This is a genomic window from Micromonospora polyrhachis (genome assembly GCF_014203835.1).
GTDB classification, from domain to species: domain Bacteria; phylum Actinomycetota; class Actinomycetes; order Mycobacteriales; family Micromonosporaceae; genus Micromonospora_H; species Micromonospora_H polyrhachis.
The window spans coordinates 6,944,263-6,969,709 of the sequence record NZ_JACHJW010000001.1; the positions used below are offsets into that span (position 1 = coordinate 6,944,263).

A 25,447-nucleotide genomic window follows, 5' to 3' on the forward strand; every position below is an offset into this window, starting at 1 on the left:
AGTCCCTCTTATTCCGCGATGCCGCTGGCACGGCGAGGTGGGTTACGACGAATACGGCCCCGGCGGGCGGCGGCCCGCTCCACGGCTCTGGTCAGTTCCGGTCGTTCGGTCGCCCCATCGAGGTGGGCGGCGAGCGCGCGGATGGTCGGATAGCGGAACAGGTCGAGCATCGCGACGGTGCGCCCGGTCTCGGCGACCAGCCGCGCGTGTACGGCGGCGAGGGCGAGCGAGTGTCCGCCGATGTCGAAGAAGTTGTCGGTCACCCCGAACCGGGTGTGCTCCAGGACCTCCCCCCAGACCGTGTTGATCAGCTGCTCGGTTCGGGTCAGCTCGTCGGATCCGACCGGTACGGGCGGGCGGGGCGGCTCGGCCGCGACGGTGGTCATCGCCCACGGATCGGCGGCCCGGATCGCCGGCCGGGGCAGGTGGACGGCGACGGTGTCGGCCGGCTGTTCGGCTGCGACGGTCAGTGCCCCGGTCAGCTCCGCCAGGTCGGCGAGCATCCCGGTGATCCGGTCGGCGTCGAACAGGTCGGGGTTGTAGACGACCTCGAACCCGATCCGACCCGCCCGCTCGACGACGTACAGGGTGATGTCGAAGGGCGATCCGGGCTTGTCGACGGTGATCTGCTCACCGTCCAGTCCGGGCAGCCGAAGCTGCGGCTCGGTGAAGTTGAGGACGTTGAACAGCACCTGGACCAGCGGCGCCCGGGAGGTGTCGCGGCCGACGCTGAGCGCCTCCACCACCCGTTCCAGGGGTGCCCCCGGGTGGGCGACCGAGTCGCGTAGCTCGACCGAGGCCCGCTGGACCAGTTCGGCGAAGGTGGTCCCACCGTCGGTGCGTAGCCGCACCGGAACGGTGTCGATGAAGAACCCGATCACGTCGTCGAACGCGGCCAGCCGCCGGTCGGCGACGATCGCGCCGATCACCTGGTCGTCGCTACCGGTCAACCGGTTGATCAGTTGCCCGAAGCCGGCGAGTAGCACCCCTGCCGGGGTGACCCCCAGCCGCGCCGCGAGTTGCCGTACCGCCCGGTCGGTCGGCTCGGACAGCGCCACGGTCGCCTCGGCACCCGAATAGGTCTGCACCGCCGGGCGGGGCCGGTCCCGGGGCAGGTCGAGCACGGTCGGCGCGCCGGAGAGGTGGTTCACCCACCAGTCCAGGTCGGACTGTCCCCGGCGCTGGTCGCGGTCGGACCGCCAGACGGCGTAGTCGGCGTACGAGGCCCGCAGTGGCGGCAGCCGCATCGGGTCACCCGAGACAGCGGCCTGGTACGCCTCGGCCAGATCGTTGTAGAGGACCGCCTGCGACCAACCATCGAAGACGGCGTGGTGCAGGGTGATCGCCAGGACGTGCTCGGTCGGGCCCAGCCGGTAGACGGTCACCTGCCAGGCCGGGCCGGTGGCCAGGTCGAAGGTGTGGCTGGCCCCGGCCGCGAGCATGGTACGCAGTTCGGTGGCCTGGTCGGGGCTGTCGGTCAGGTCGACGACCGGTGCGGAGATGTCGGTCGGCTCCTCGCACATCGCGTAGGGCACACCGCCGGTCTGTGGCACCCGCCACCGCAGTACGTCGTGCCGCTCGGCCACTGCGCGGAGCGCACGACCCAGCGCGGCCACGTCCAGTTCGCCCCGCAGCCGGGTGGCGAGGGCGATGTTGTACGGGGCGCTGGACGGTGCGAGCTGGTCCATGAACCACAGCCGGCGCTGCGGCGGGGAGAGCGTCGGCGGGTTGCCGGTGGTGAACTCGTCCGCGGTCAGCGGCTCGGCGTCCGCCACCCGCTCGGCCAGTCCGGCCAGGGTGCGGCCGGTGAACACGTCGTCGGCGTTGACCTGCCGACCCAGTTCCGCACGGAGCCCGGCGACGAGCCGCATCACCGCGATGGAGTTCCCGCCGGAGAGGAAGAAGTCGGTGTTCCGACCGGGCGTCGACCCCAGTACCTGGCACCAGATCCGGGCGACCGCCTGCTCGGTGGGGGTGGCGGCCGGGTCGTCCACGGCGGCGTCGACCGGGTCGGCGGCGCTGGTGGCCAACTCCCGCAGGGCCGCCCGGTCCAGTTTGCCGGTGACCGGATTGACCGGCAGCTCGGCCAGTCGCAGCACTCGGGCGGGCAGCATTCCGCTGGTCAGCCGGGTCTGCGCGTAGGAACGCAACTGCGCTTCGGTCGGCGCGGTGGCCGGGGTGAGGAATGCGACCAGTTCGGCCCCGACGGGGCCGGGAACCGCCTCCACGGCCGCCTGCCGCACGTCCGGATGCTCGCCGAGCACCGTCTCGATCTCGCCCAGTTCGATCCGCTGTCCACGGATCTTGACCTGGCGGTCGGCGCGGCCCAGATAGACGATCCGGCCGTCGGGTAGCTGGCGCACCAGGTCACCGGTGCGGTAGAGCCGCTGCCCGGGCAGGTCGGAGTAGGCGTCCGGCACGAACCGGTCGGCGGTCAGGCCCGGTCGGTTGAGGTAGCCGGTGGCCAGGCCGGGGCCACCGATCAGCAGTTCGCCGATCTCACCCGGGCCGACCAGACGAAGGTCGGCGTCCACCACGTACGCCCGGTGGTTGGGTAGCGGCCGACCGATCGGCATCGGGTCCTGCGGCAGCCCGGACACCTCGTCGGTGACGACGAGAACGGTTGTCTCGGTGGGACCGTAGCTGTCGATGAACCGCCGCCCGGGCAGCCATCGGGCGGCGAGTTCGGCGGGCACCGCCTCGCCACCGCACATCACCAGCCGCCAACCGGGCACCTCGGCCGGGTCGAGCATGGACAGCATGGTCGGGGTGATGAAACCCCAGTTCACCTCGTGTTCGACGACGAACTGCCGTAGGCGGGTGGGGTCGCTGCGATCCTCGACGCCCAGCAGTTGCACCGAGCCGCCGAGCGCCAACGGTACGAACAGGTCAATGCTGGCGGCGTCGAACCCCAGGGAGGCGATGCCCAGGGCCCGGGTCGACTCGTCGGCACCGGTCGTCGCCGCGCAGCCGAAGACGAACTCCACCACGTTGCGGTGGGTGGTGAGCACTCCCTTCGGGCGACCGGTGGAGCCCGAGGTGAACAACACGTAGGCGGTGTCGTCCGGCGTCGCGGGGCAGGCGTCGGGCGAGCCGGGAGCCGGCAGTCCGAGGGTACGAATACCCGGCAGGTCACCGAACTCCGCCTCGGCGCGGTCCCCGACCACGACGGTGAGGCCGGCGTCGTCGACGATCTCCAACAGCCGCCGGCGCGGTCCGCCCGGCTCCAGTGGCACGAAACAGCCGCCGGACATGAGTACGCCCAGCACCGTGGCGACCAACTCCGGTCGCCGTAGGCCGCAGACACCGACCCGGGTCTCCGGGCCGACGCCCAGCTCCCGAAGGGCGGCGGCGACACCGGCCGCCTGGTCGACGAGCTGCCGGTAGGTGAGTTGGGCCGACCACTGGCGTACCGCCACCGCGTCCGGGCGGCGCTGCGCCTGGGTCACGATCAGATCTGCCAGGGTGGCGTCCGGATAGGACAGTGCGGCGCCGGTGGCGACGCTCGGCAGGGTTTCGGTCACGTGGGTTCTCCACTGGTCCGGTGGGGCGCTGGGTCGGTGATCTGGAGCCTGAGTTCGCTGACGTAGGTCTGCCCGGCGGCGTCCGGCAGCCAGGTGTCCTCGGGGCCGGGCAGCAGTTCGCTGACCACCACGCTGACCTGGTCGCCGGTCTTGGCGGCGGTACGCAGCATCGTGCAGAACGTCGAGGCGTACAGCGGGCCGCGCAGATCCAGGTAGCACGGCTTGGTCTCGGTCCCGATCTTGACGAAGATTCGCTCCGGCAGGCCGAGTCGCTGCCGCCAGCGACGGACGGCGAGGAACCGCTCTCGCTCACCCTTGACCTCGGTGAGACCGGTCTCCCCGACCGTGGTGCGCCAGGTACGCCGGGCCACCACCAGCCGGTCGATGGTGATCCGTGGGGTGTGCGGGGCCGGAGCCAGCAGCTTGAAGCTGTCCAGAAGCAGCACACCGAGCAGGTGACCGAAGACATCGATCAGCGGCCAACTGCGTCCGTCCGGCAGTACGGCGGTCAGCTCGCCATCGACCCGGTCCACCAGCACCGTCGACATGGACACCAGCAGGTCGACGTTGGCCCCTCGGGCCTGGTCGACGCCCAACTGGCCGTCCAGCGGCCCGTCGAGCCCATGCTGGGTCCGGGTGGTCTGCCGGGGGAACCCCTCCGGGTAGAGCAGCCGCAGCCGGGCCGGGCCGAGATCCGTGTCCATCGCGGCGCGCAACGCCGCCGGGTCGGCGTGCCACATCGCGAACACCGCGCTGTCGAAGGGAATCGACGCCGGGTGCATCTCGCCGAGCACCAACTGGAACTCGCCCCGGTTCATCGCCTCGACACTGCGCGCACAGATCTGGATGTCCGGGCTGTGCACCCGGGCCGACGTCCATCCCGGACGGTCGGCGGCGAAGACCTCCGCCGCCCGACCCGCCAGCTCGGCACTACTGAGCTGAAGCTCCGCCTGATCGGTCGGCAGGGAGTCGAGGCCGAACAGGCGGGACCACCGGGCGGTGAAGTCTGCCGCGATGCTCCCGGTCGGGCTGTCCTCGACGCTGAAGAGCAGCCCCTGCGCCAGGCGCCACACGTCACCGAGGCGCACCGGCTCGGTGCCGTGCAACTCTTCGTACAGCTCGGCGACCACGTCCGCACACGCCCGACCGAACTCGGCGGTCAGCCAGCGGGCGGCCTGCAGGACGATCGCCAGTGGTGCGGCGAGCTCGTCGACCAGCGCCCGCCCGAGAACCAGCTCGACGTCCCGGGTGGTCTCCTCGTAGACCACGGTCCGACCGGCGTACATCTGCCCGCTGTTGCGCTGGGACTCCTGGCCGGTGACGCCGGTGAACTCCGCGTTCAACGCGACCATCGCGATGCCCAACTTCTCCGGGTCACCGGCTGCGGCGGCCACGGCGTCCCGGGCGGCGCAGAGCCGGTCGAAGTCCGCGCTGACGCGGGCCCGGACGTCCGCGTCGCCGATGGCCGCGATCCGGGTCCAGAGCGTACGTTCGGCGTCCGGGCTCATCGGCAGCGTCGCGTCCCAGGAGAGCAGCCCGCGTTGCACCATCCGGTCGAGCAGTAGGAAACCGTCCTGGTCCGAACGGACCCCGAGGGCCGGGTCGTCACGTAACCGCTGGACCACCTGCCAGGCCGGCGTACGCCCGTTGCAACTTGCCAGCGCCACCGCCTCCGGTGCCGGCAGCGGGGTCGGCGGCTGAAGCGGACGGATCAGCTCCCGACCATCGACGACCAGGTGAGGAGCAAGCAACGGTGCCCACCACCGACGTACCGCCAGGTCCTGGCCAACCTGGTTCGCGTAGGCCTCCAACGCCCACGACTCGAAGATCACCTTGCGCTTCGCCACCAGTGCGGGACCAGGATCCACCCTGGTGTCCGGCGTCTTCTCGGCCAATGCGGCCCAGGACACCGGGCCGAAGAAGCCGATCGTCTCGCTCTTGCCGCAGTATCGCTGCCAGTAGAGCAGCAGCGTCTTCTCCCGCTCGCGCCGGCGATTGTTCCGTGGGCTGTCCGGGCCACCGGAGACCAGCCGCTCCAGCGCCACGAGCGCACCCGGGTTCTGCCAGGTGACCGCCTCCCGCAGCAACGGATCGGCGGCGACCTCGCTGGCCGCCGTCGCAGCATCCCGCACCGCGACCTCGAACGCCTGGTCGAAGTCGGTCGGGTCGCCGCCGTCGGTCAGCAGCTCGTCGGCGACGGCGGCCGCCTCCGGCGCGGCGAACCGGTCCAGGCCGGCTGCGGGAAATCCGGCCGAACGCAGCAGTACGTCGCGCCACACGGACCAGCCGGTGTCGCCGAGTGGAAATCGGTAGCTCATTGTGTCCCCGTTGCATCGTCGAAGATGTGTATCCGTAACTCGCTGAAGTAGTGCCGCCCCTCGTTGTCAGGCACCCACGCCTGCTCCGGCGTGGGCAGCATCTCGCTGATCATCAGGGAGACCTCGTCGCCGGCTTCGCGGTGCGCCGCGCGCACCATCGCGCACAGATGGCCGGCATAGAACGGGCTGGCCAGGTCGACGAAGCAGGGCTTGGTCTCGGTGCCGAGCTTGACGTACACCTGCTCGGGCAGGCCGAGCTGCTGCCGCCACCGCCGGACCGCCAGAAACCGCTCGGGTTCGCCGAGGACACTGGCAAGCCCGGTCTCCCCGACCGTGGTGCGCCAGGTCTGCCGTGCGACGACCAGCCGGTCGATGGTGATCCGCGGGGTGTACGGCGCCGCCGCGACCAGTTTGAACGCGTCGACCGCATGCGCGCTGAGCAGGACGGAGAACATCTCGATCAGTGGCCACCGCCGACCGTCCCGAGCCGTCGCCACGAGGGCACCGTCCACCTCGGAAACGCTGACGTCGACCGTCGGCAGCAACCGACCGGTCCCAGCGGCCGGGGCCGGGGCGAACGCCAGCCGCCAATCCGTCGGGCCGACCAGGCTCTCCGCCATCCGACTGGTCCGCCGGGGCCAGTCGTTCGGAAAGAGCAGCCGGACCCGATGCTCGCCCAGGTCCTCGGCGAGCCCGGCGCGCAACCGTTCCGGGTCGGGATGGGAAGGGGTGAACGCCGAACAGTCGAACGAGGCCCAGGCGGCGTGCAGCTCGCCCAGCACCACCGTGTAGTCCCCGCGGGCCAACGCCTCCGGGTCGGTGGCGCAGATCTGCAGGTCCGGGCTGTGAATCCAGCCCGCTGACCAGGTCGGTCGGGCTGCCGGAAAGACCTCGGCCACCCGGGCTGCGAGATCCGCGCTGGTCAGCTCCACCTCGGTCGTTCCGGCCGGAAGGCGGTCCAGGCCAAACAGCCCGGACCAGCGGTGGGCGAATTCGGCGGCCAGCGTGTCCACCGGGCGTTCGCCGGTCCCCCAGAACAAGCCCTGGGTGAGGAACCACAGGTCGGACAGGGCCACCGGGCCGGCACCCCCGTCGGCGCGCAGCTCGTCGTAGAGCTCACGCAGCACCGCCTCGTAGGACTCGTGCAGGGCACCCACCATCCACCGGGCGGCCCGCAGCAGGACGTCCATCGGGGCGGCAAGTTCGTCGAGCAGCGGTCCGCCGAAGACCACATCGAGGTCCCGGCTGGTGTCCTCGTAGCAGAGCGTGCGGCCGGCGTACATCTGGCCGTCCCGACGCCGGGGCGGCTGGCCGGTCAGCTCGGTGAACACCTCATCCAACCGGGAGAGCGCAGCACGCAAGACGATCGGGTCACCCGCCGCCGCCGCGACCTCGTCCCGGGCCGCGCACAGTCGGTCAAGCCCCGACCGGGCGGCGTCACGGGCGGCATCGTCCCCGATCGCCATGATCCGTTCCCGCAGCACCGCCTCGGCGTCCGGGCTGACCGGCAGCGCCGCGTCCCAGGTGATCAATTCCCGCTCGACGAGTCGTTCGAGCAGCGGGTAACCGTCGTCCGGGCGGCGCAGCCCCAGACTCGGATCGGACACGATCGTGACCGCCGGACGCGATCCGTCACACGCGGCGAGCATCGCCGCCTCGACCGGGGAGACCGCTACCGGTGGCCGTCCCGGCCGCAGCACCTGCCGGTCGACCAGGCTGAGCTGGGGGCACAGTACGGGTGCCCACCAGCGTCGGACGGCCGGGTCGGCGGTGAGGATGTCCGCGTACGCCGCCAGTGCCCAGGACTCGAACACCACCCATCGACGTCGGGTCAACCCGGGGCCGGCGGTAGCGGTCACCGGCTGCGGAGCCGCCGGATCGACAGTCACCCAGCAGCTGGGTCCGAAGAAGCCGACGGTCTCGTTCTTTCCGCAGTAACGCTGCCAGTACTTCAGTACGGCTCGTTCCCGATCCCGACGCTTGACGTTGCGGGGCGCGTCGTCGCCGCCTCGGATCAGGCCATCCAGCGCGGTCAACGCGCCGGGATTCTGCCAGGTGATCGCCTCACGGAACAACGGGTCCGCTGCGATCGCCCGCATCCGGTTACCGCCGGTCCGCAACGCCTCGGCCACCGCCGTGGCGTACCGGTCGGCACCGGTGCCGGTGGCGATCAACTTGTCTGCCGCCACGGCGGCCTCAGGCGCGGAGAGCAGGGTCAAGCCGTCGGCGGGGAATCCGGTGGTACGCAGCAACGCGTCCCGCCACACCGACCAGCCGGTGTCGCCGAGCGGCACCCGGTGCGCACCGGTGGTACGCGCACCACCGCTCCGGTCGACGTCACCGACCGGACCGGCCGACAGCAGGTCGGTCCGGAGCAGACCGATCAGCTCGGTGCGTACGTCGTGCAGGAAGAAGTGACCGGCGTCCAGCTCGTACAGGGTGAACCCGGCGGCGGTGTGCTCGGCCCAGGCCTGGCTCTCGGCCAGCGTCACCGCCCGGTCGGTCCGGCCGGAGAACGCCACGATCGACACCGGTAGCGGCTCCTCCGGCAGGTAGGTGTACTCGTCCACCCGACCGAAGTCGGCCCGCAGCAGCGGCAGCAGTAGCTCCACCAACTCCGGGGTGTCGAGTATCTCGGCCGGCAGGGAGCCGCTCGCCGCCAGGCGACGCAGCAGCTCTTCGTCGTCCACCTTGGACAGCCCGTCGAAGAGGCTGACGGAGTCGACATGCGGGGCGCGCGCCCCGCCCACGTACAGCTTGTTGGGCAGCCGCCGCCCGGCCCGCCGCAGCTCGCGGACCACCTCGAAGCCGACGCGTCCCCCCATCGAATGGCCGTAGATCGCGTACGGCCGGTCGGCGCGCTCCGCGATGGCGGAGGCGACCTCCGCGATGGTGAACCTCGGGTCCTCCATGATCCGGTGTTCCCGGCCGGGCAACTGGACTGGCAGCACCTCCACCTCGGGACCGATCTCGTCCTGCCAGCCCCGGAACGCGCTGGCACCCGCCCCGGCGTAGGGCAGGCAGAACAACTGTGTCCGAGCGGTGGAGCGAGGGTTCGTGGGAGCGAACCAGTTCATCGTTGCTGTTCCTTAACTGGGGGATCGATCCAGTACCTGGCGCGTTGGAAGGCGTACGTGGGCAGGTGCACCCGCCGTCCGGGCCGGCCACCGAGGCTGGACCAGTCGACCTGACCACCGGCCACCCAGCGCGACCCGGCGTCGAGCCGGTCGGTGGGGACACCGGCAAGCTGCCGGTCGGTGGCGAGCAGTTCGTCCAGCGCGGCGATCACCTCGGGACGGTTCGTCCCGCCGGCCACGGCCCGGCAGGCGAACTCCCGCCGACCCACGGCCAACGTGTAGACGACGTCACGCAGGGCGGGCGCCCCGGTCGTCAGGTACACGCGCAGCCGGTGGATGGCCGCCCGCAACGCCGCCGGGGTGTGGGCCGAGATGGGCAGCAGATAGCTGTCCGATCCCCCGTCGCCGGCCGCGTCGTCCGACTCGACCGGTGGTGCCTGCTCGACGAGCACGTGCGCGTTGGTGCCCCCCATCCCGAAGGAGCTGACGCCAGCTACCCGCCGGTCCACGGCCGGCCAGTCCCGCACCTTGGTCGGTACGTAGAACGGTCCACCCACCAGGTCGACCTCCGGATGCGGCCGGGTGAAGTGCAGATTCGGCGGGATCACGCCGTGGTGCACGGCGAGCACGGCCTTGATCAGGCCGGCCACGCCAGCCCCCGCGTCGAGGTGACCGATGTTGGTCTTGATCGAGCCGAGTGCACACAGGTCACCCCGGCCGGCATCGCCGTACGCCTCGTTGAGCGCGGAGACCTCGATCGCGTCGCCGAGCGGGGTACCGCTGCCGTGCGCCTCGACGAGGTGTACCTCGTCGGGGGTGACGTCGGCGGCGACCAGCGCCCCGGCGATGGCGGCAACCTGGCCACCGGGGCCAGGCACGGCGAACCCCGCCCGGTCCGCTCCGTCGTTGGTGATCGCCCAGCCGGGCAGGATCGCGTAGATCCGGTCCCGGTCGGCGAGTGCGTCGGCCAGGCGGCGCAACACCACCACACCGGCTCCCGAGCTGAATCCCGAACCGTCGGCGGCCTCGTCGAACGCCCGACAGCGGCCATCTGCCGAGGCCATGCCACCGGTGACGTACCGGTAGCGGGGTGAGGTGACGCTGACACCCCCGGCCAGCGCGACGTCGCACTGGTAGTCGAGCAGACTCTGCGCGGCCATGGCCACCGCGACCAGCGAGCTGGAGCAGGCGCTCTGCACCGCGACGGCCGGACCGGTCAGGCCCAGCCGGTAGGCGACCTGGCCCGGCAGGTGGTCGGTGAACTGTCGGGGCGGGATCCGGGCCTCCCAGTCGTCCGGGTCGACCTCCCCCACCACCGCCGGGTTGTCCATGAGGTGGAACAGGAAGTACCGGTTGGCCGAGGCTGCGGAGAAGACGCCGATCGTCCCGTCGAACCGGGCCGGGTCGTGCCCGGCGTCCTCAAGGGCCTCCCAGGACGTCTCCAGGAACAACCGGTGCTGCGGGTCGGTACGCGCGGCCTCCTCGGCACCGAAGGAGAAGAACTCCGCGTCGAAGTCGGCTATCCCGTCGAGCCGCCCGCCGGCGCGTACGTGCCGGGGGTCTTTCCGCAGGCCCGGCCCGATCCCGAGCCCGGCCAACTCCTCGTCCGTGTAGTCGTGGATGGAGTCCGCACCGACACACAGGTTCCACCACAGGGTGGACACGTCGGGAGCGCCGGGGAACCGGCCGGCGAGGCCGATCACCGCGATCTCGTCACCGGTGTAGTCCCGAACGCCGGGCTGGGTGGACGGTCCGTCGGGATCCGCTGTGCCCGGCCCGCTCCGGTCGACCGGTTGGGCAGGTCTCCCGGCGGCTTCCTCCCCGGTCGGTGGCGTGCTGCCGGCGAGCCCGTCGAGGAACCGGGCCTGGGTGGTGACGGTGGAGTGGTCGAACAGTCGCAACATCGGCACCCGGACGCCGAATTCGGCGATCATCCGTTGCTGGACCTGCCCCAGCGACAACGAGTGTCCACCGAGGTCGAAGAAGTTCTCGTCGAGCCCCACCCGGTCGACTCCGAGTACGGCGGACCAGATGTCGTGCACCGTCCGCTCGGTGGGCGTCATGGGCCGCTGCGGCATGGTCGAGGAGGCGGGCTCCGGTAGCGCCCGCTCGTCGATCTTTCCGGTGACGGTCAACGGGAACTCGTCGACGACCACGACCGCACGGGGCAGCGCGTAGTCCGGTAGCCGCTGGGCCAGCGCGTCCCGGAGCTGGGCCGGGCTGGGCGTCGCCAACGCGGGCCGCAGCCGCACGTAGGCCAGCAGTTGGCCGTCCCGCGCGATCGCCCGCGCCGCTACGACGCCCGGCTGGGCGAGCAGCCCGGACTCGATCTCGGTGAGTTCGACGCGGAACCCGCGCACCTTGACCTGGCGGTCGAGCCGGCCGAGGCAGACCAGGGCACCATCGGGGTGGAGCTGTCCGAGGTCACCGGTGCGGTAGGTGATCCGACCGTCGGCGCAGACCTGGAACCGGTCACTGTCCTGATTGGCATAGCCGGGAATCAGGCGGTGACTCGTGACGGCGATCTCGCCGGTCCCGGCCAGCAGGCTCACCTCGTAGCCCGGCAACGCGGTGCCGATCGGCAACGGTCCGCTGCGGTCCTCGACCGACTCGGCCGGCGGCAGCTGGTATTGCGCCGCGAAGGTCACCTCGGTCGCGCCGTAGCCGTTGACGAAGACACAGTCCGGCGCGAACCGGGCCCGACCCCGTGCCACGTCGGCGTAGGTGGACTGCTCGCCACCGAAGAGCACCACCCGCACCCGGTCCAGGCAGGTGCTACCCAGGGCGTCGAGCAGGTACCGGTAGACGGTGGGGGTCGAGTGGTAGACCGTCACGCCGTGTCGGGCGAGTGCCGCCGCCGCGTACGGCACGCCGTGGCGGCGTAGGTCGATCGGCACCACCGAGGCACCGGTAAGCAGTGCCGGGTAGAGATCCGGGATCGCCGCGTCGAAGCTGAACGAGGCGAGCAGGCTGAGCCGGTCGGCCGGAGTGATGGCCAGGGTGGCGATCTGGTTGTCCACCGCGTGCAGCAGGTTGCGATGCGTCTGCTCCACCGCCTTGGGGACACCGGTGGAGCCGGAGGTGCAGAGCACGTACGCATGGTCGTCGAGGTCGACCGGCTGTGCCCGTAGCGGCGCGGGGGGCACCTGGTCCGGGACGATCACCAGGCGACGCTCCGGCCCGCAGAGCCGCCGAGCCAGCTCGACGTGCTCGGGATCGGTGAGGATGGTGGTGACAGCGGCGGCGGTCAGCACGTGCCTCAGCCGCTCGACCGGAAAGCTGGCATCCAACGGCACGTAGACGCCGCCGTGGGCGAGTACGCCGAGAATGCCGGTGACCGTCCGTCCACCGTGGGCGGTGAGTAGGCCGATGCGCTCGCCGGTCCTCGTGCCGGCCTCGGTGAGTACGGCGGCGTAGCCGCCAGCCTGAGCAGCCAGGTCAGCGTAGGTCAACACGCTGTCATCGCTGACAAGCACCGGGTTGTCCGGAAAGCGCTCAGCGATCTGGATGAAACGACTGATTGTTGTCGACTGTGTCATCTCAGTACGGAAGCGTCACCCGACTGTCCACGGGCACGCGACACCCCACGCGGAAACGCGCAATCATGAATTTCCCCCAGGCCTTCTAAAGTGGAACGCAGCCTAAGGCTCGGGAACTGGGCCTGGGGAAGAACCGGGGCAGATTTGACTGAAGGTATTACGTCTGCTTAGCCGTTTGACCGAAAGACCTAGGCCATTCGGCCCTGTTGACGACAAAAAATACGTCCAGACCCCAACCGAACCATACACGCCGCGAAGCCTTACGGTCACCCCGAGCGACACCATTGCCAGCCGGCGCGAGCGTGACGAAACCGCCGTCAGACCAGAATTGAACGACAATCTCCGATAGATTATTCGAACTCGGGTCAGTGCGCCGACGGATGAAATCCTGACAAGTCTCGTTAGCCAGTTCTCGCTCACGCAGATCGGCTTCAATTCGCGGGCAATGCGACCCGCTGTCGCAAGGGTCTGCGTTCCGGCACGGTTCGTGCCGCCACCGGCACCGCCGGCCAGCGCGGGGTGGACCGAAGGTCGACTACCGGGCCGGGTCGCCGTTGGCGTTCCGGCCGTCGCCGTTGTTGTCCTGCGGGTGTGGCCGAGAGGATCCTGCCGACGTGGTACCGGGTGCGTCGGGCCGGGTGGCATCAGCAGCAGGTGGGGTGAGTTCGGCCGGCGCGGCGGTCATCTCCCGATAGGCGATCACCCCCACCAGGGCGGCCAGTAGGCCACCACCGAGGATCACCGGTCGAGTGCCATCGATGACTATCGAACTGTCCCAGATCGTCACTGTCCGTGGCTTGATGAGGGTGACCAGCAGTGGTGCCAACGCTACCGAACAACCCGCCACGACCTTCAGCATGGACTGGTAGAGGGCGTTGATCCGGCCACGCATCGCATCCTCGACCCGGGATCCGATGATCGTGGTGCCGGTCAGGAACGCCGCTCCCGCGCATGCCCCCACCGCCGCCACGGCGAGCATGGAGAAGGCCAGGTGTGGGGAGAACGCGACCGGGACCAGCCCCGCCCCCGCAGAGACGATCGCGATGCCGAACACGCGGTCGTGGGGCCACCAACGGGCGAGCTTCGGTGCCCCGAGGAGGCCGACAACCAGTCCCGCGAAGATCGACAGAAGCAGCAGTCCGAAGGCGGCCTGTCCGCCCAGCAGGCTCAGGGCGTAGGTCTGTGCGACGCCGACGATGGCCCCCCCGGCAGCGAACGCGCCCATCAGACCGACCAGCAGTCCGCGTACGAGCGGGGTGCGCCGGATGTAGGCGGCGCTGTCACGCAGCATCCGGCCGGCTCCCGGCCCGCTCGGCTGGCTGTCTCGTGCCCCGGCGGCGCTGGCCGGCTGCTGGCCCTCCCCCGCCGGGACGACGGCGGTGGGTCGCTGCGACAACTCGGGCAGCCGCACCGCAATGATCATCGCGCTGGTCAGGTAGAACAGCGCGGCGACGACGACGGCGATCCGGGTCAGCCCGACCGCGTCCAGGAACTCCGGTGGCAGGCGCAGGGTGGTACCGGCACCGGTGATCAGGGTGAACAGGCCACCACCGACGAGTACGGCGATGCCGTATGTCATGACCAGGCCCAACTGGGTGGCGGGCTCCATCTGGTCCGGCCGGCGCAGCAGGTTGGGTAGTGCGGCGTCCTTCGACGGAATCCACATGATCGCGGCGGCCTGGATCAGGAACGTGCCCGCGAAGATCCACCAGTAGCTACCCACGATCACGATCGAGATCAGCAGGGCAGCCCGCACCAGGTCGGCCACAACCATGATCACGCGTCGGTTGAACCGGTCCGCGAGCAGCCCACCGATCGGCGCGAAGAGCAGTCCGGGTAACAGATTGGCGAACAGTACGCTACTGAACGCCACGTTCGCCCCCGTCGCGCTCGGGGCCAGGAGCCCGGCCAGCGCGGCCAGCGAGAGCAGCGCCAACCAGTCCGCGGCGCTACAGAAGCCGGTGACGATCCACAACCGGCGGAACGGTCCCAGCGCCAGCACCTGCCGCGCCCGTCGGATTGTGGACGCGTGTGCCTCCGGCAGCACGATTCCGGTGGCACCGGTCGCCAATGTCCCGCCCCCGCTAGTCCCGGCTCACTCCCACATGTGGGCCATCCGATGGCTCGGGACCTGCGTCAGCAGGTCCCGATCGTCCCGGCAGCATATCCGCCAACCGTCACCGACCGAGCGGCACGGCCCACTCAGCCCTGGTACCGCGTGGGCCGTCAGCGCCCCAGAGCGGCGGCGGCGTTGGTGGTCGCCACCCGCTGGGCGAATTCGGCACCCCGGTGGGCAACCGCCGCCGGCGGGTCGTCGGTGCCCATCGGGAACGGCCAGTCGCTGCCCAACACCAGACGGTCGGCACCGAAGACCGACACGGCGAGGTCGACCACGGCCGGGTCGTGGGCCAGCGAATCGACGTAGAGCGCCCGTACCGCCTCGACCGGGGTCGGCGAGAGCACCGGTACGCCCGGCCGGGAGGTCACGTGCCCGCGCTCCCAACGTCCGACGACCATCGGCAGGCAGCCGCCGCAGTGCACCAGCACGATCCGGATTCCGGGGAAGTTGCTCAGCACCTCGCCGAAGACCAGTTGGGCGGCGGCAACCGTCGTCTCCATCGGGTTACCGAGCAGGTTGGCCAGGTAGTACGGTGCCAGCCGGTCGTCCGACGAGTGTGCCGGGTGCAGTTGCAGGGTACGGGCGTCCGCGTCGAGCCGTCGCCACAGCGGCCGTAGGTCCTCGGCGTCCAGCGCCATCGATCGGCCACCGGCGGCACCGACCAGCCCCGCCCAGCGAGCATCCGCAGCTATCCGCTCGTATTCGGCGAGGGCCACCTCGGGGTGCTCCAACGGCAGGTACGCCAGCGGGGTGAGCCGGGGACGACCGGCCACCGCCGCGAGCAGACCGTCGTTGACGGCGCGGGTCCAGTCCGCCGCGTCGGCGGCCGACAGCCGCTGCCGGTAGAACGGCGGCGGGACGCTCACCACTGCCTCGTCCAGACCGGCCGAGTCGAGGTACCGCTCAAGCCGCTCGGGGTGGTACAGGTCGGGCGGCCCGACCCGGCCGCCGTTGAGCAGGACGACTCCGCTGTCGTCGACCTCGACCTCGGGCAGGTCGAAAGAGCGCAGGTCGGGGGCGAGGTGGGTGTGCATGTCTATGCCGGGCACGAGCTTTCCTTAACAGATGGTGGGACCGACCGCCGTCGGCATCCGATGTGTGGACGTCGACGGCGGCGCGATGGTGTCGTGTCGCGGGCGGCCTACCGGGCACCCCGGGGTCGGGGGGCCGCCTTGCTGGAACCGGACTTGCCGGGTGCGGCGTCGGCCGTCATCTTGGCGACGACCCGGTCCGCCGCGTGCTGGATATGGACCCGAACCGCGTGCACCGCGGACTCCACGTCATGCGCGATGCACGCTTCGAGGATGGCCCGGTGTTCGCGTACCCGGTCCTCGCTCTGGCGGGTCGGGGTGACCGTGGCGAACCGGTAGCGTTCGCTGTTCTCCCAGACCGGCTCCAAGCCGCGCAGCAGCCAACGGGATCCAGCTGCCCGGTAGATCGTGAAGTGGTATTCGGTGTGCGCCCTTCGTGCGGCGGGCACGTCGCCGCGTTCGGACGCGGCCAGGTGCTCGTCGAGGGCCGCCTGGGCGCGGCGGGCGTCGTCTGGGGTGAATCGGGCGGCGGCCCGTTCGATGAGCACCGACTCCATGGCGATTCGGGTCTCGTGGGTGTCGATGGCGTCCTCGACGGTCAGCGGCATGACCCAGGCGCCCTTGTGCTGGACGACCTCTACCAGGCCGATGGCGGCCAGCCGACGGATCGACTCGCGCACCGGGCTCATACTCATGCCCAGTAGTTCGGCCATCTCGTTGAGGCGTAACGGCGTGCCGGCCGGCAGGCGGCCGGTGAGAATCGCCTCGTGCAGGGTCGCCGTGGCCGAGTCGACGAGGGTACGGTGCTGACCGCCGCTGGGAGGCACTCGGCTGTCATCGCTGACGTCGCTCAGGACTGCCCTACGATGCGTCACTGCCAATGTGTGCCTCCGGAAAACGCTGCTGGCGGATTCTCTCAGTGCCCTCGGTTGCGAGACATGCGCGACCTGCCCCTGGTACGGGTCCGTGCCCGTCGATTTCGCTAACGCACCGCGCCGTACGTGACGGCGTTGATTTTATCCAATACCGAATGCCCTGCGGGGTGCGTGGAGCGCACACACCCCGCCGGCCGATCGACTCAGTGCAGTGTGGTGAGTGCGACCCGGTTGCGCAGTTCGCCCAGTCCACCCACGCGAGTCACCACCACGTCGCCGTCGTGGAGGAACACCTGCGGGTCGCGGGCGTTTCCGATTCCACTGGGGGTACCGGTCAACACCACGTCCCCGGCCCGTAGGGTCATCCCCCAGCTCAGCTCGGCGATGATACGGGCAACCGAGAAGGCCATCTGCGCGGTGGAGGCATCCTGCAGCACCACGCCGTTGACCTCGCACTGGATGCGCAGATCAGCCAGGTCAGGCACCTCGTCGACCGTGGTCAGCCAGGGACCGAGCGGCATGGTGGCGTCGATGCTCTTGCCCTTGAGCCACTGCCCGCCATGGGCCCGTTGCAGGTCTCGCTGGGAAACGTCGTTGGCGATACAGACCGCTGCCACGTGGGACATCGCGTCGGCCTCGCTGACCGATCGGCAGTCGGTGCCGATGACAAGCGCCAGTTCTGCCTCGTAGTCCCACTTACTGGAAATCTGCGGGTCATAGGCGATGTCGTCGTATGGGCCGATGACCGTATCGGGTCCCTTCGTGAAAAAGGTCGGGTGCTTGGGACGCTCCGGCGGATCCTGTCCCTCGCGCTTACCGGCCGACTCCTCGAAATGGTCCCAGTAGTTCCATCCCGTGCACAGGATGTCCCGGTTGAACCGACGCAACGGGGCGCCGAGGCGCACCTCGGACAACGGTACGACCGGTGCCCGCTCCCCGGCGGTGCGAACAGCGTCGAGTGCGTCCGCGCCACCGCGGATGGCGTCATCGACGGTGCCCGCCTCGACCGGCAGCACCGTGACGGTGCCGTCGCCGACGAGACCGATCCGGGGACCGGTCTCGCCCAGGACACTGGCGAGCCTCATCAGCTGTCCCGCTCGTCGTCGATCACGGCGATCGCGTTGATCTCGATCAGGTAGTCCTTGTTGACGAACTTCGAGACCTCCACCAGCGTCGAGGCGGGCGGTTCGGTGGTGAAGTACTGCCGGCGTACCTCGTGGATCGCCTGGAAGTCCTCCATGTTGCGCACGAAGACGTCCACCCGGGCGATGTCGTCCAGGGTGCCGCCCGCCGCCTCCATCGCGGCCCGCAGGTTCTGGCAGACCTGGTGGGTCTGGGCGGTGATGTCGCCGACCCCGGTGACGCCTCCCTGCGCGTTGCGGGCGGTCATGCCGGAGACGAAGACCAGCCGACCCCGGGCGTTCACCGTCGTGGCCTGGGCGAAGTGGCCGTTGGGGACGGCCAGCTCGGGAGAGACAACCTGTTGCTTGGGCATGACACTTCCTTACTTCAAAGGGTGGTGCGAGTTAACGTGCGTCCTGCGGGTCCGTGTACCACTCCGGCTGGGTGGGGTAGTGCGGCCCGTCGTAGATCTCGAGCAGGACGCTCTCCTCCTCGGCCAGGGTGGGGCCGTGCAGGCTGCCCTTCGGGTTCCAGTAGAAGGAACCCGGGGTGAGGGTCAGTCCGGTGGGCAGATAGGTATACCGGCCGCTGAGGCAGAACATGAACTGGTTCGACGCGTGCGAGTGGCGCAGTGGGATGCCCGCTCCCTTGACGAAGCGGACCAGCGAGATGGAGGCCTCGGTCTCCTCGTTGCGCCACAGTGCCTTGTGCGACAACCCGGCCAGGGTCTTGTCGGCCCAGTCGAGTTCGTCGGTCTGGAGCAGGATCTCCCGGAACCGGGCCAGCACCACCCCGCCCGGTCCCGGCACCAACTGCTCGCGGGAGCGGTCGGCCGCCTCGCCGCCGTAGTTCGACGGTTCGGAGAGGTTGTTGGCCCACTCCTGCGGGTCGACTCCGGCCGGCACCGGCGGGGCGGGAACGACCGACGGCTGCTCGGTCACTGCGGTTCCTGTCCGGCGACGAGGTTCTCGCCGAGGCACTTGAGCTCGACGAGCCGGCTGCGGTAGCGGGTGGTGCCGTTGTTGGTGAGCATGTGCACCTCCCCCGGTGCGCGGTAGACCACGCCACCGACCGACTCGTGCACCAGCCGCGGGTCACCGCCAGCGAGCGCGTCGATCCGGTTGTCGGCCGCCTCCAGTGCGATCACCAGGTACGGGTTGAGGTGGTGGTGCCACGGCTGCTGCTCGCCGGGCTCCAGGGTGATCTCCCAGACCCGCACCTCGTCGTTCTCGAAAACCACCTGCTGGCCGACGGCACCGAGCTTGACCTCGGTCCCGTCCGGTGCGGTCGCGTGACCGTAGTTGTCCATCGTGGATCCTCTCGATTCTCCGTTGGCTGCTTCGGATCAGGCCGCGTCGCGCGGCGGCGGGCAGCCGGTGGTCCGGGTGTATAGCTCGACCGCCTGTCCGGTGGAGATGGCGGGGTCGAAGGGGACGATCGCGGCCACGTGCCCGTCCGGCCGGATCAGGACGAGCGTGTCGTCCTTGACGCCGAAACGACGGCGTACCCGGTCGCCGGGATCGAACAGGGCCCGGTCGCGTAGGCCCGAGTCGTGCGGGGCGTCCCACCGGCTGACCACGTAGTGGCGCAGGGCGGGCGAGTCCTGGGGCGGCAGCGCCGGCACCCGACGCGGGTCGGTGAAGTAGAGCGCGACGAAAGCGTCGGAGACCAGGTCGTGCAGGTGGACCGTCCCGGCTGGGCCGAAGACCGGCAGGTCGGGGCTGCGCGCCCCGGAGAGCACTGGCACCGGGTCGTCGCCGGCCGCCACCATGGACCAGTCGCCGGTGCCGTCGACGTCGAGGCGTACCCCGAGCATGCCCCGGGTGAACGCGTTGCCCCAGTTGCCGTCGGTCATCACGCCCGGGTCGTCCGCCCGCCGGGCCATGTAGGCCCGGGCGGCGGCGGCCATCGCGGCCGACCCCTTGGTGGCCACCGGTTCCTGCTCGGTCTGGTAGCCGTCGAGCAACGCCGGCTCGGCCCAGCCACGCAACACCCAGGCCATCCGCCAGGGCAGGTTGGAGGCGTCCAGCACGCCGGTGTTCAGGCCCAGCGCCCACATCGGGGTGATCAGGTGGGCGGCGTCCCCGAGCAGGAACACCCGGCCGTCCTGCCACCGGTCGGCCACCCGCTGGTGCACGTTGTAGATGTTGGTGCCGACGATCTCCAGGGTCTTGGTGTCGCCGATGAACCGGCGGGCCTTGTCGACCAGTTCGTCCCGGGTCGGCTCCGCCTGCCCTGCCGGCAGCGGGTAGAGGAACCGCCAGCAGTGTGGCTGACGGACCAGGATCATCCACTCCTTCGGGTCACCGAAGTAGGCCAGGTACGGGTAGTCGCGCGGGTTCTCCACGTCCAGGTCGACCTTCAGGTCGACCAGCATGTAGCGCTCCTCGTAGGTCTGCCCCTCGACCACGGCGCCGATCTGGTCCCGGACGACGGACCGGCCGCCGTCGCAGGCCAGCAGGTAGCGCACCGGCACGGTCCGCTCCCCCTCGAGTGTGGTCAGCCGGACGTCGACCCGGTCCGGGTGCTGGGTGAAGTCGAGCAGTCGGTGCCTCATGTGCAGCGCGCCCGGTGCGGCCTCGTCGAGCCGACGCCGCAGGATTGGCTCCAGTTCGTGCTGCGGAATGTTGATCACGAACGGGAAGCGGGTGTCCTCGGTCAGCTCGCTGGTCCGGACGCTGAGCGTCTGGGTGTTGGTCGCCCGGTCCAGTTCGCCGATCTCGTCGATACGCAGCGATCCAGCCAGCACGTCGTCCAGGACGCCGTAGCGGTGCAGCACCTCCAGCGTACGGGTGAGGACGGTGCCAGCCTTGGTATCCAGGGAGAGCCGGTCGTCCTCCTCGAAGATCACCACAGGGATTCCGTAGTGGACGAGTCCCAACGCCGTCACCAGACCGACCGGTCCGGCCCCGACGATGCCCACCGGCAGCTGCTCGGTCGTGCCGCTCATTTCGCCTCGCTCTTCGGGTATGCGCGATCACGGGTCAGGGTCGACCCGGTCATGGTCGCAGCGGGAGATAGCAGGAACATCAGTGGCCCGACCACATCGACCGGATCGCCGATGCCGGTGGCCCGGGCCCAGTGCTCCCGTTCCCCGCCGGAAGGATTGGCCTGCCGGAACTGCGGGGTGTCGATCACTCCGGGAAAGACGGTGTTGACCCGGACACGGTGTTCGGCGACCTCGGCCGCGAGTGACTTGGCGAAGGCAATCAGCGCCCCCTTGCTCGCCGCGTACGCCGACGCCTGGGCCCGGCCCGCGGTAGCCAGCCCCGAAGCGAAGACCAGGATCGTGCCGGCACGGCGGGCGATCATCCCGGGCAGTACCGCCTGTGCGCACCAGACCACGCCGTCGAGGTTGACGGCGAGGGTACGTCGCCACTGCTCCGGGTCCATGTCGACCACATCGCAGCGGGGCTGCACCGCCGCGCCGGCGACCAGCGCGTCGACTTGGCCATGCTCAGCCTGGACCTGCGCCACCGCCGCCAGAACGGCACCACGGTCGGCGACGTCCACCTGGTAGTCGTGTACCCGTCCGCTGGGGTGCGGCGGCCCGGGCACCACGTCGAAGACCGCAGCCGTTCCACCGGCGTCGGCGTAGGCGTGGGCAAGGGCCGCACCGATGCCGTTGGCACCGCCGGTCACGACGAGGACCTCGCCGGTGGCGTCGAAACGGGCCTGCATGCCTGTTCCTTCCTGTCGATCGTTGGATGGGTACCGGTCAGTTGGCGGTCACGGGGTCGCCCAGCGGCACACCCAGGTCGGCGGCGACCTCGGCGAGGCCGGCGAAGACCGACGGTTCCAGCGCGACACCATGGCGCAGCGCCCGCGCGTACCGGGCGGCCTCGATGTCGCCGGGCAGGTAGACCTGCTCGACCCCGGGAGCCCGGTCCGACGAGAGCACCTGGTCGGCCAGATCGGTCACCCGGCGGCCGATCTCCTCGGCATCGTCGAACGCCTCGACGTCCAGGGCGAGGAAAAAGTGCGCGCAGTCGTTGGGCACGGTGGTGTCGGCGTACAACCCGTTGACCCGCCGACCGTACGAGCCACCGGCGAGTACCCCGGTCAGCACGTCGATCATCAGGGCGAGGCCGTAGCCCTTGTGGCCGCCGGAGGGCAGCAGCAGCCCCTTGAGGGCGGCGGCCGGATCGGTGGTCGGTCGGCCGGCCGAGTCGGTCGCCCAGGTCGCCGGAATCTCCCGGCCCTCCCCCGCCGCCAACCGGATCTTGCCGAGCGCAGCCTCGGAGAGGGCGATGTCCAGGATCACCGGCTCGCCGTCGGAGCGCGGTACGGCGATCGCCAGCGGGTTGTTCCCCACCACCGCCGACGCACCGCCGGGTGCCGGCATCAGTGGTCGGGTGTTGGCCGCGGCGACACCGATGCACCCGTTGGCGGCGGCGAAGCCGGCATAGCGGAAGGCACCGCCGAAGTGGAACGCCCGACGGACGCTGACCGCGCCCACCCCGTATGTCTGGGCCTTCTCCACCGCCAGGCGCATGGCCTGGTCGCCGGTGAGCTGACCGAGCGCGTGGCCCGCGTCGAGCACCGCGATGGCGCCCTTGTCCCGGACGATGTCGGCCTTCTCGGACCGGGTGACCGAGCCGGCCTTGATCCGGTCGACGTACATCGGCACGAGCAGTACGCCGTGTGAGGGGATGCCTCGCAGGTCGGCGTCCACGAGGGACTCGGCGACCACCCGGGCTGCCGGGTCGGAGAAGCCCAGCGCGCTGAAGACTGAGGTGACAGCGTCGGTGAGCCAGGAGACGGAAATCATCCGTTGATGTTGCCGAGTACTCATTTCCGCTCCGCCCAGGGTACGCAGAACCGCTCGATCGCGGCGAGAAGGTAGAAGAGGACGACGCTCATCACGCCGAGCAGGATCATCGCGGCGAACGCCAGCGCGGTGTCGGCACTCGCGCCCGAGGCGACGATGGCGTAGCCCAGGCCCTCGGTCGCGCCGACGAACTCGGCGATGACGGCACCGATCACCGCCAGGGTGATGGCGAGCTTGAGGCCGACGAAGAGTTGCGGGATGGCGGCCGGCATCCGGATCATGCGGAACATCTGCCACCAGTTGGCCTTCATGGACCGGGCCAACTCCACCAGGTCGGGCGGAGTGGCGCTGAGTCCGGCGGCGGTGGAGATGACGATCGGGAAGAAGCAGACCAGGAAGACCAGGAAGACCTTGGGAAACTGCCCGAAACCCATCCAGACCACCAGCAGCGGTGCGACCGCCACCTTGGGTACGGCGTTGAGCATCAGGAGCAGCGGATAGACCGTACGCTCCAACACCCGGGAGGAGGTGACGATCAGGGCCAGCGGCACACCGACCACGATCGCGAGCAGGAAGCCCTGCACCGTCTCCCAGAGGGTGACCAGGGTGTTGTCCCACAGGTAGTCGGCCTGGTCGACCATCGCCTCCGCCACCAGCAGTGGCGACGGCAGGATGAAGCTCTCGATCTTGAAGATGACCGTGAGCGCCCACCAGAGCCCGATGGTGACGACCACGCCGAGGACCGGGAGGAGTTGCTGACTCCAGCCACCCTCCGGACGGCGGGCGCGGTGGCGACGGGTGGATGCTGCGGGCTTGGGCGTGGGCGTCGGTGCGGGCGCGGTGACCGTCACGGTGCCACCTCCTCCGGGGTCATCAGCAGGTCGTGCAGTTGGGCGCGCAACTCGCCGAGCTCGGCGGAGTGGCCGTCGTGTCCCAACGAACGCGGCCGGGCGACATCGATGTCAATAATCTTGTAGAGGCGGCCCGGACGAGGGCTCAGTACGACCACCCGATCGGCGAGCAGGACCGCCTCGTCCACCGAGTGCGTGACGAACAGGACCGTCGACGCCTGCTTCATCTGCAGACGCTGCAGCTCCACCGAGAGGTCGGCGCGGGTCAACGCGTCGAGCGCGGAGAACGGCTCGTCCATCAGCAGCACCCGGGGCTGCTGGATCAGGGCTCGGCAGAGGGAGACCCGCTGCTGCATGCCGCCGGAGAGTTCGTGCGGCAGACGCTTGTCGAAACCGGTCAGCCCGACGAGGTCGAGTAGTTCGTCCGCCCGCTTGCGGGCCGCCCTGCGATCCAGCCCGAACACCTCGGTCGGCAGCAGCACGTTGTCCAGCACCGAGCGCCACGGCAGCAGCGCCGGCCGCTGGAACATGAAGCCGACGTCCCGCCGGGGTGAGCTGATCGGCGTACCGGCGACGGTGATCTCGCCCGAGGTGGCCGTCTGCAGGCCGGCGACGAGCCGGAGCAGGGTCGACTTACCGCACCCGGAGCGGCCGACGATCGCGACGAACTCACCGTCGGCGACCTCGAGCGACACATCGCGCAGGGCTTCGACGTCGCCGGCCCGGGTGCGGTATATCTGCGAGACGTTACGAATTCCGATCATGGTGTCGCTCCCTCGCGGTGCGTGCGACGTCGCCGCACGCACCGCGATGTCGAAGAAGAGGAGTCAGGAACTACTTGACGATGTCGTACACGCCGAGATCTTCGACCTTCGGCGTCGACTTGAGCGTGCCGGTGCCGGCGAGCAACGCCACCATCCGCTCCACCCGGGCCTGGTCAAGGTGGCCGACGGTGGCACCGTCGACGAGGACGTACGGCCGCATCGCGGTGAGTTCGGCGGCGGCGACCTTCTCGTCGGCGGTCCGGTCGTGCTTCTTCAGCAACTGCGCTGCCTCCTCGGGGTGCTCGACCGCATAGACGAGCCCCTTGAGCAGGGCGGCGGTGAACTTCTCCACCTGCGCCCTGTCGCTGGTCAGCTTCGAGGCGGAGACCAGCAGCCCGTTGCCGTATAGGTCGGGCAGCTTGTCGGCGTACGGCAGCATGGTGACCGTCTTGCCCCCGGCCGCCTTCTCCAGCAGCGGCTTGCCGGCGACGAACTGGCCGATCGCGTCGACCGAGCCGGAGGCGAGCAACTGCGGCAGGGACTGCGGGGAGGAAGGCACGAACTTGACCGAGTTCGCGTCGATGCCCGCCGCCTTGGCGTACGCCGGGAAAATGATCATATTGGTCGACCCGGCGGCGTCGGCGATGCTGCTGCCCGGCAGCTTCTCCGGCGAGTCGATCGCCTTGGCCAGCGACGCGATGCCGGCCATGGACTTCTGGTGCACGGCGGCCACGGCACGGACCGGGAAGCTCTCGTTGGCCTGCGTCGTGATGACCCCGGCCAAGTCGCCGGTGCCGTAGTCGGCCTGCCCCGACCCGATGAGCTTCATGACATCGGCGGTCCCGGTGCCGGGCTTGATGGCGACCTTGAGGCCGGCCTCTTCGAAGTAGCCCTTCTCCAGGGCGACGTATGCGTACGCGTCCCGACCGAACGTCCCGAAGGAGGTCAGGTAGGTGACCGAGGCGGCGTTGGGCGAATCTTCTGACTCCGAGCTGCAACCAGCGGCGGTGACGAGGAGAGCGGTCGCGGCGAGGGCTGCGACGAGACGGTTACGACCTGACATGAAACCTCCTGCGAAAGCGAGATTTATCAAATGTCAAACCTGAGAGTTCGTCAAGACCCGTACCGGAACGGCCTCGGTTCAGGCGGCGACCCGACCGACGAGCGGGATACCACTACCACCGCCACCGTCAACGCCACCGGCCGGGGCCCGCAATAGCGTCCGATACCTGGTCAACGCCTCCCGGGAGGGAGGTGCGTCGCAGGATGGGTGAGGTCGCTGCAATTCATAGCCGATCCCCCAGTCCGTACGATTCGGACGAAGCGGGGTTCGTGAGACTGATCACGCCGACACTGGACAGCGGTCTGCCGCCGGCCACGGCGACCAGATAGGCCAGTCCTGTCAAATCTGTGCTGTCAGGCCAATCCTGTCAGGCCACTCCTATCGGGGCAGTCC

At 69.9% G+C, this 25,447-nt stretch carries 17 protein-coding genes; all 17 read right to left on the reverse strand.

Translation table 11 applies throughout. The annotated features are described in order from the left end of the window. Positions 1 to 8 precede the first annotated feature (8 nt). The 17 genes from FHR38_RS30735 to FHR38_RS30815 all read right to left on the reverse strand — a co-directional run bounded on the left by FHR38_RS30735 (position 9) and on the right by FHR38_RS30815 (position 25,054). A complete protein-coding gene (locus tag FHR38_RS30735) occupies positions 9 to 3,524 on the reverse strand; it encodes a non-ribosomal peptide synthetase (protein ID WP_184538750.1) in 3,516 nt (1,171 codons plus the stop codon). After that, positions 3,521 to 5,842 carry a lantibiotic dehydratase gene (locus tag FHR38_RS30740; RefSeq protein WP_184538752.1) on the reverse strand — a complete coding sequence of 774 codons (2,322 nt, stop codon included), beginning with the start codon at positions 5,840 to 5,842 and terminating at the stop codon, positions 3,521 to 3,523. The genes FHR38_RS30735 and FHR38_RS30740 overlap by 4 nt, the downstream gene beginning before the upstream one ends. After that, complete coding sequence (locus FHR38_RS30745; protein WP_184538754.1) at positions 5,839 to 8,919, reverse strand: thioesterase domain-containing protein; 3,081 nt, start codon at positions 8,917 to 8,919, stop codon at positions 5,839 to 5,841. The genes FHR38_RS30740 and FHR38_RS30745 overlap by 4 nt, the downstream gene beginning before the upstream one ends. Next, on the reverse strand, positions 8,916 to 12,458 hold the full coding sequence (locus FHR38_RS30750) for a beta-ketoacyl synthase N-terminal-like domain-containing protein (protein WP_184538756.1): 3,543 nt from the start codon (positions 12,456 to 12,458) through the stop codon (positions 8,916 to 8,918). Before FHR38_RS30750 ends, FHR38_RS30745 begins: the two co-directional genes overlap by 4 nt. A gap of 535 nt (positions 12,459 to 12,993) precedes the next feature. After that, positions 12,994 to 14,529: an MFS transporter gene (locus FHR38_RS30755; protein ID WP_184538758.1), complete on the reverse strand. Its 1,536-nt coding sequence runs from the start codon at positions 14,527 to 14,529 to the stop codon at positions 12,994 to 12,996. A 155-nt stretch (positions 14,530 to 14,684) separates the two neighbouring features. Next, positions 14,685 to 15,626, reverse strand: a complete 942-nt coding sequence (locus FHR38_RS30760; RefSeq protein WP_184538759.1) for an amidohydrolase family protein — start codon at positions 15,624 to 15,626, stop codon at positions 14,685 to 14,687. 92 nt (positions 15,627 to 15,718) lie between these two features. Continuing rightward, positions 15,719 to 16,435, reverse strand: a complete 717-nt coding sequence (locus FHR38_RS30765) for a GntR family transcriptional regulator (RefSeq protein ID WP_221449258.1) — start codon at positions 16,433 to 16,435, stop codon at positions 15,719 to 15,721. Between the two features lie 251 nt (positions 16,436 to 16,686). After that, complete coding sequence (locus FHR38_RS30770) at positions 16,687 to 17,568, reverse strand: fumarylacetoacetate hydrolase family protein (protein WP_184538761.1); 882 nt, start codon at positions 17,566 to 17,568, stop codon at positions 16,687 to 16,689. Then, complete coding sequence (locus tag FHR38_RS30775) at positions 17,568 to 17,978, reverse strand: RidA family protein (protein WP_184538763.1); 411 nt, start codon at positions 17,976 to 17,978, stop codon at positions 17,568 to 17,570. The genes FHR38_RS30770 and FHR38_RS30775 overlap by 1 nt, the downstream gene beginning before the upstream one ends. Positions 17,979 to 18,009: 31 nt before the next feature. Next, on the reverse strand, positions 18,010 to 18,546 hold the full coding sequence (locus FHR38_RS30780; RefSeq protein ID WP_221449259.1) for a cupin domain-containing protein: 537 nt from the start codon (positions 18,544 to 18,546) through the stop codon (positions 18,010 to 18,012). Then, the gene (locus FHR38_RS30785) at positions 18,543 to 18,914 is read right to left on the reverse strand and encodes a cupin domain-containing protein (RefSeq protein ID WP_184538765.1); all 372 of its coding nucleotides are present in this window, start codon (positions 18,912 to 18,914) and stop codon (positions 18,543 to 18,545) included. The genes FHR38_RS30780 and FHR38_RS30785 overlap by 4 nt, the downstream gene beginning before the upstream one ends. A gap of 36 nt (positions 18,915 to 18,950) precedes the next feature. Continuing rightward, complete coding sequence (locus FHR38_RS30790; protein ID WP_184538767.1) at positions 18,951 to 20,555, reverse strand: FAD-dependent monooxygenase; 1,605 nt, start codon at positions 20,553 to 20,555, stop codon at positions 18,951 to 18,953. Next, entirely contained in the window at positions 20,552 to 21,286 is a 735-nt protein-coding gene (locus tag FHR38_RS30795) for an SDR family NAD(P)-dependent oxidoreductase (RefSeq protein WP_184538769.1), read from the reverse strand. Before FHR38_RS30795 ends, FHR38_RS30790 begins: the two co-directional genes overlap by 4 nt. Before the next feature lie 37 nt (positions 21,287 to 21,323). Beyond that, positions 21,324 to 22,376: an Ldh family oxidoreductase gene (locus tag FHR38_RS30800; protein ID WP_221449260.1), complete on the reverse strand. Its 1,053-nt coding sequence runs from the start codon at positions 22,374 to 22,376 to the stop codon at positions 21,324 to 21,326. Between the two features lie 20 nt (positions 22,377 to 22,396). After that, positions 22,397 to 23,227 (reverse strand): ABC transporter permease, encoded by an 831-nt coding sequence (locus FHR38_RS30805; protein ID WP_184538773.1) that lies wholly within the window; start codon positions 23,225 to 23,227, stop codon positions 22,397 to 22,399. Then, positions 23,224 to 23,991 (reverse strand): ABC transporter ATP-binding protein, encoded by a 768-nt coding sequence (locus FHR38_RS30810; RefSeq protein WP_184538775.1) that lies wholly within the window; start codon positions 23,989 to 23,991, stop codon positions 23,224 to 23,226. Before FHR38_RS30810 ends, FHR38_RS30805 begins: the two co-directional genes overlap by 4 nt. Positions 23,992 to 24,061: 70 nt before the next feature. Then, complete coding sequence (locus FHR38_RS30815) at positions 24,062 to 25,054, reverse strand: ABC transporter substrate-binding protein (protein WP_184538777.1); 993 nt, start codon at positions 25,052 to 25,054, stop codon at positions 24,062 to 24,064. Positions 25,055 to 25,447 lie beyond the last annotated feature (393 nt).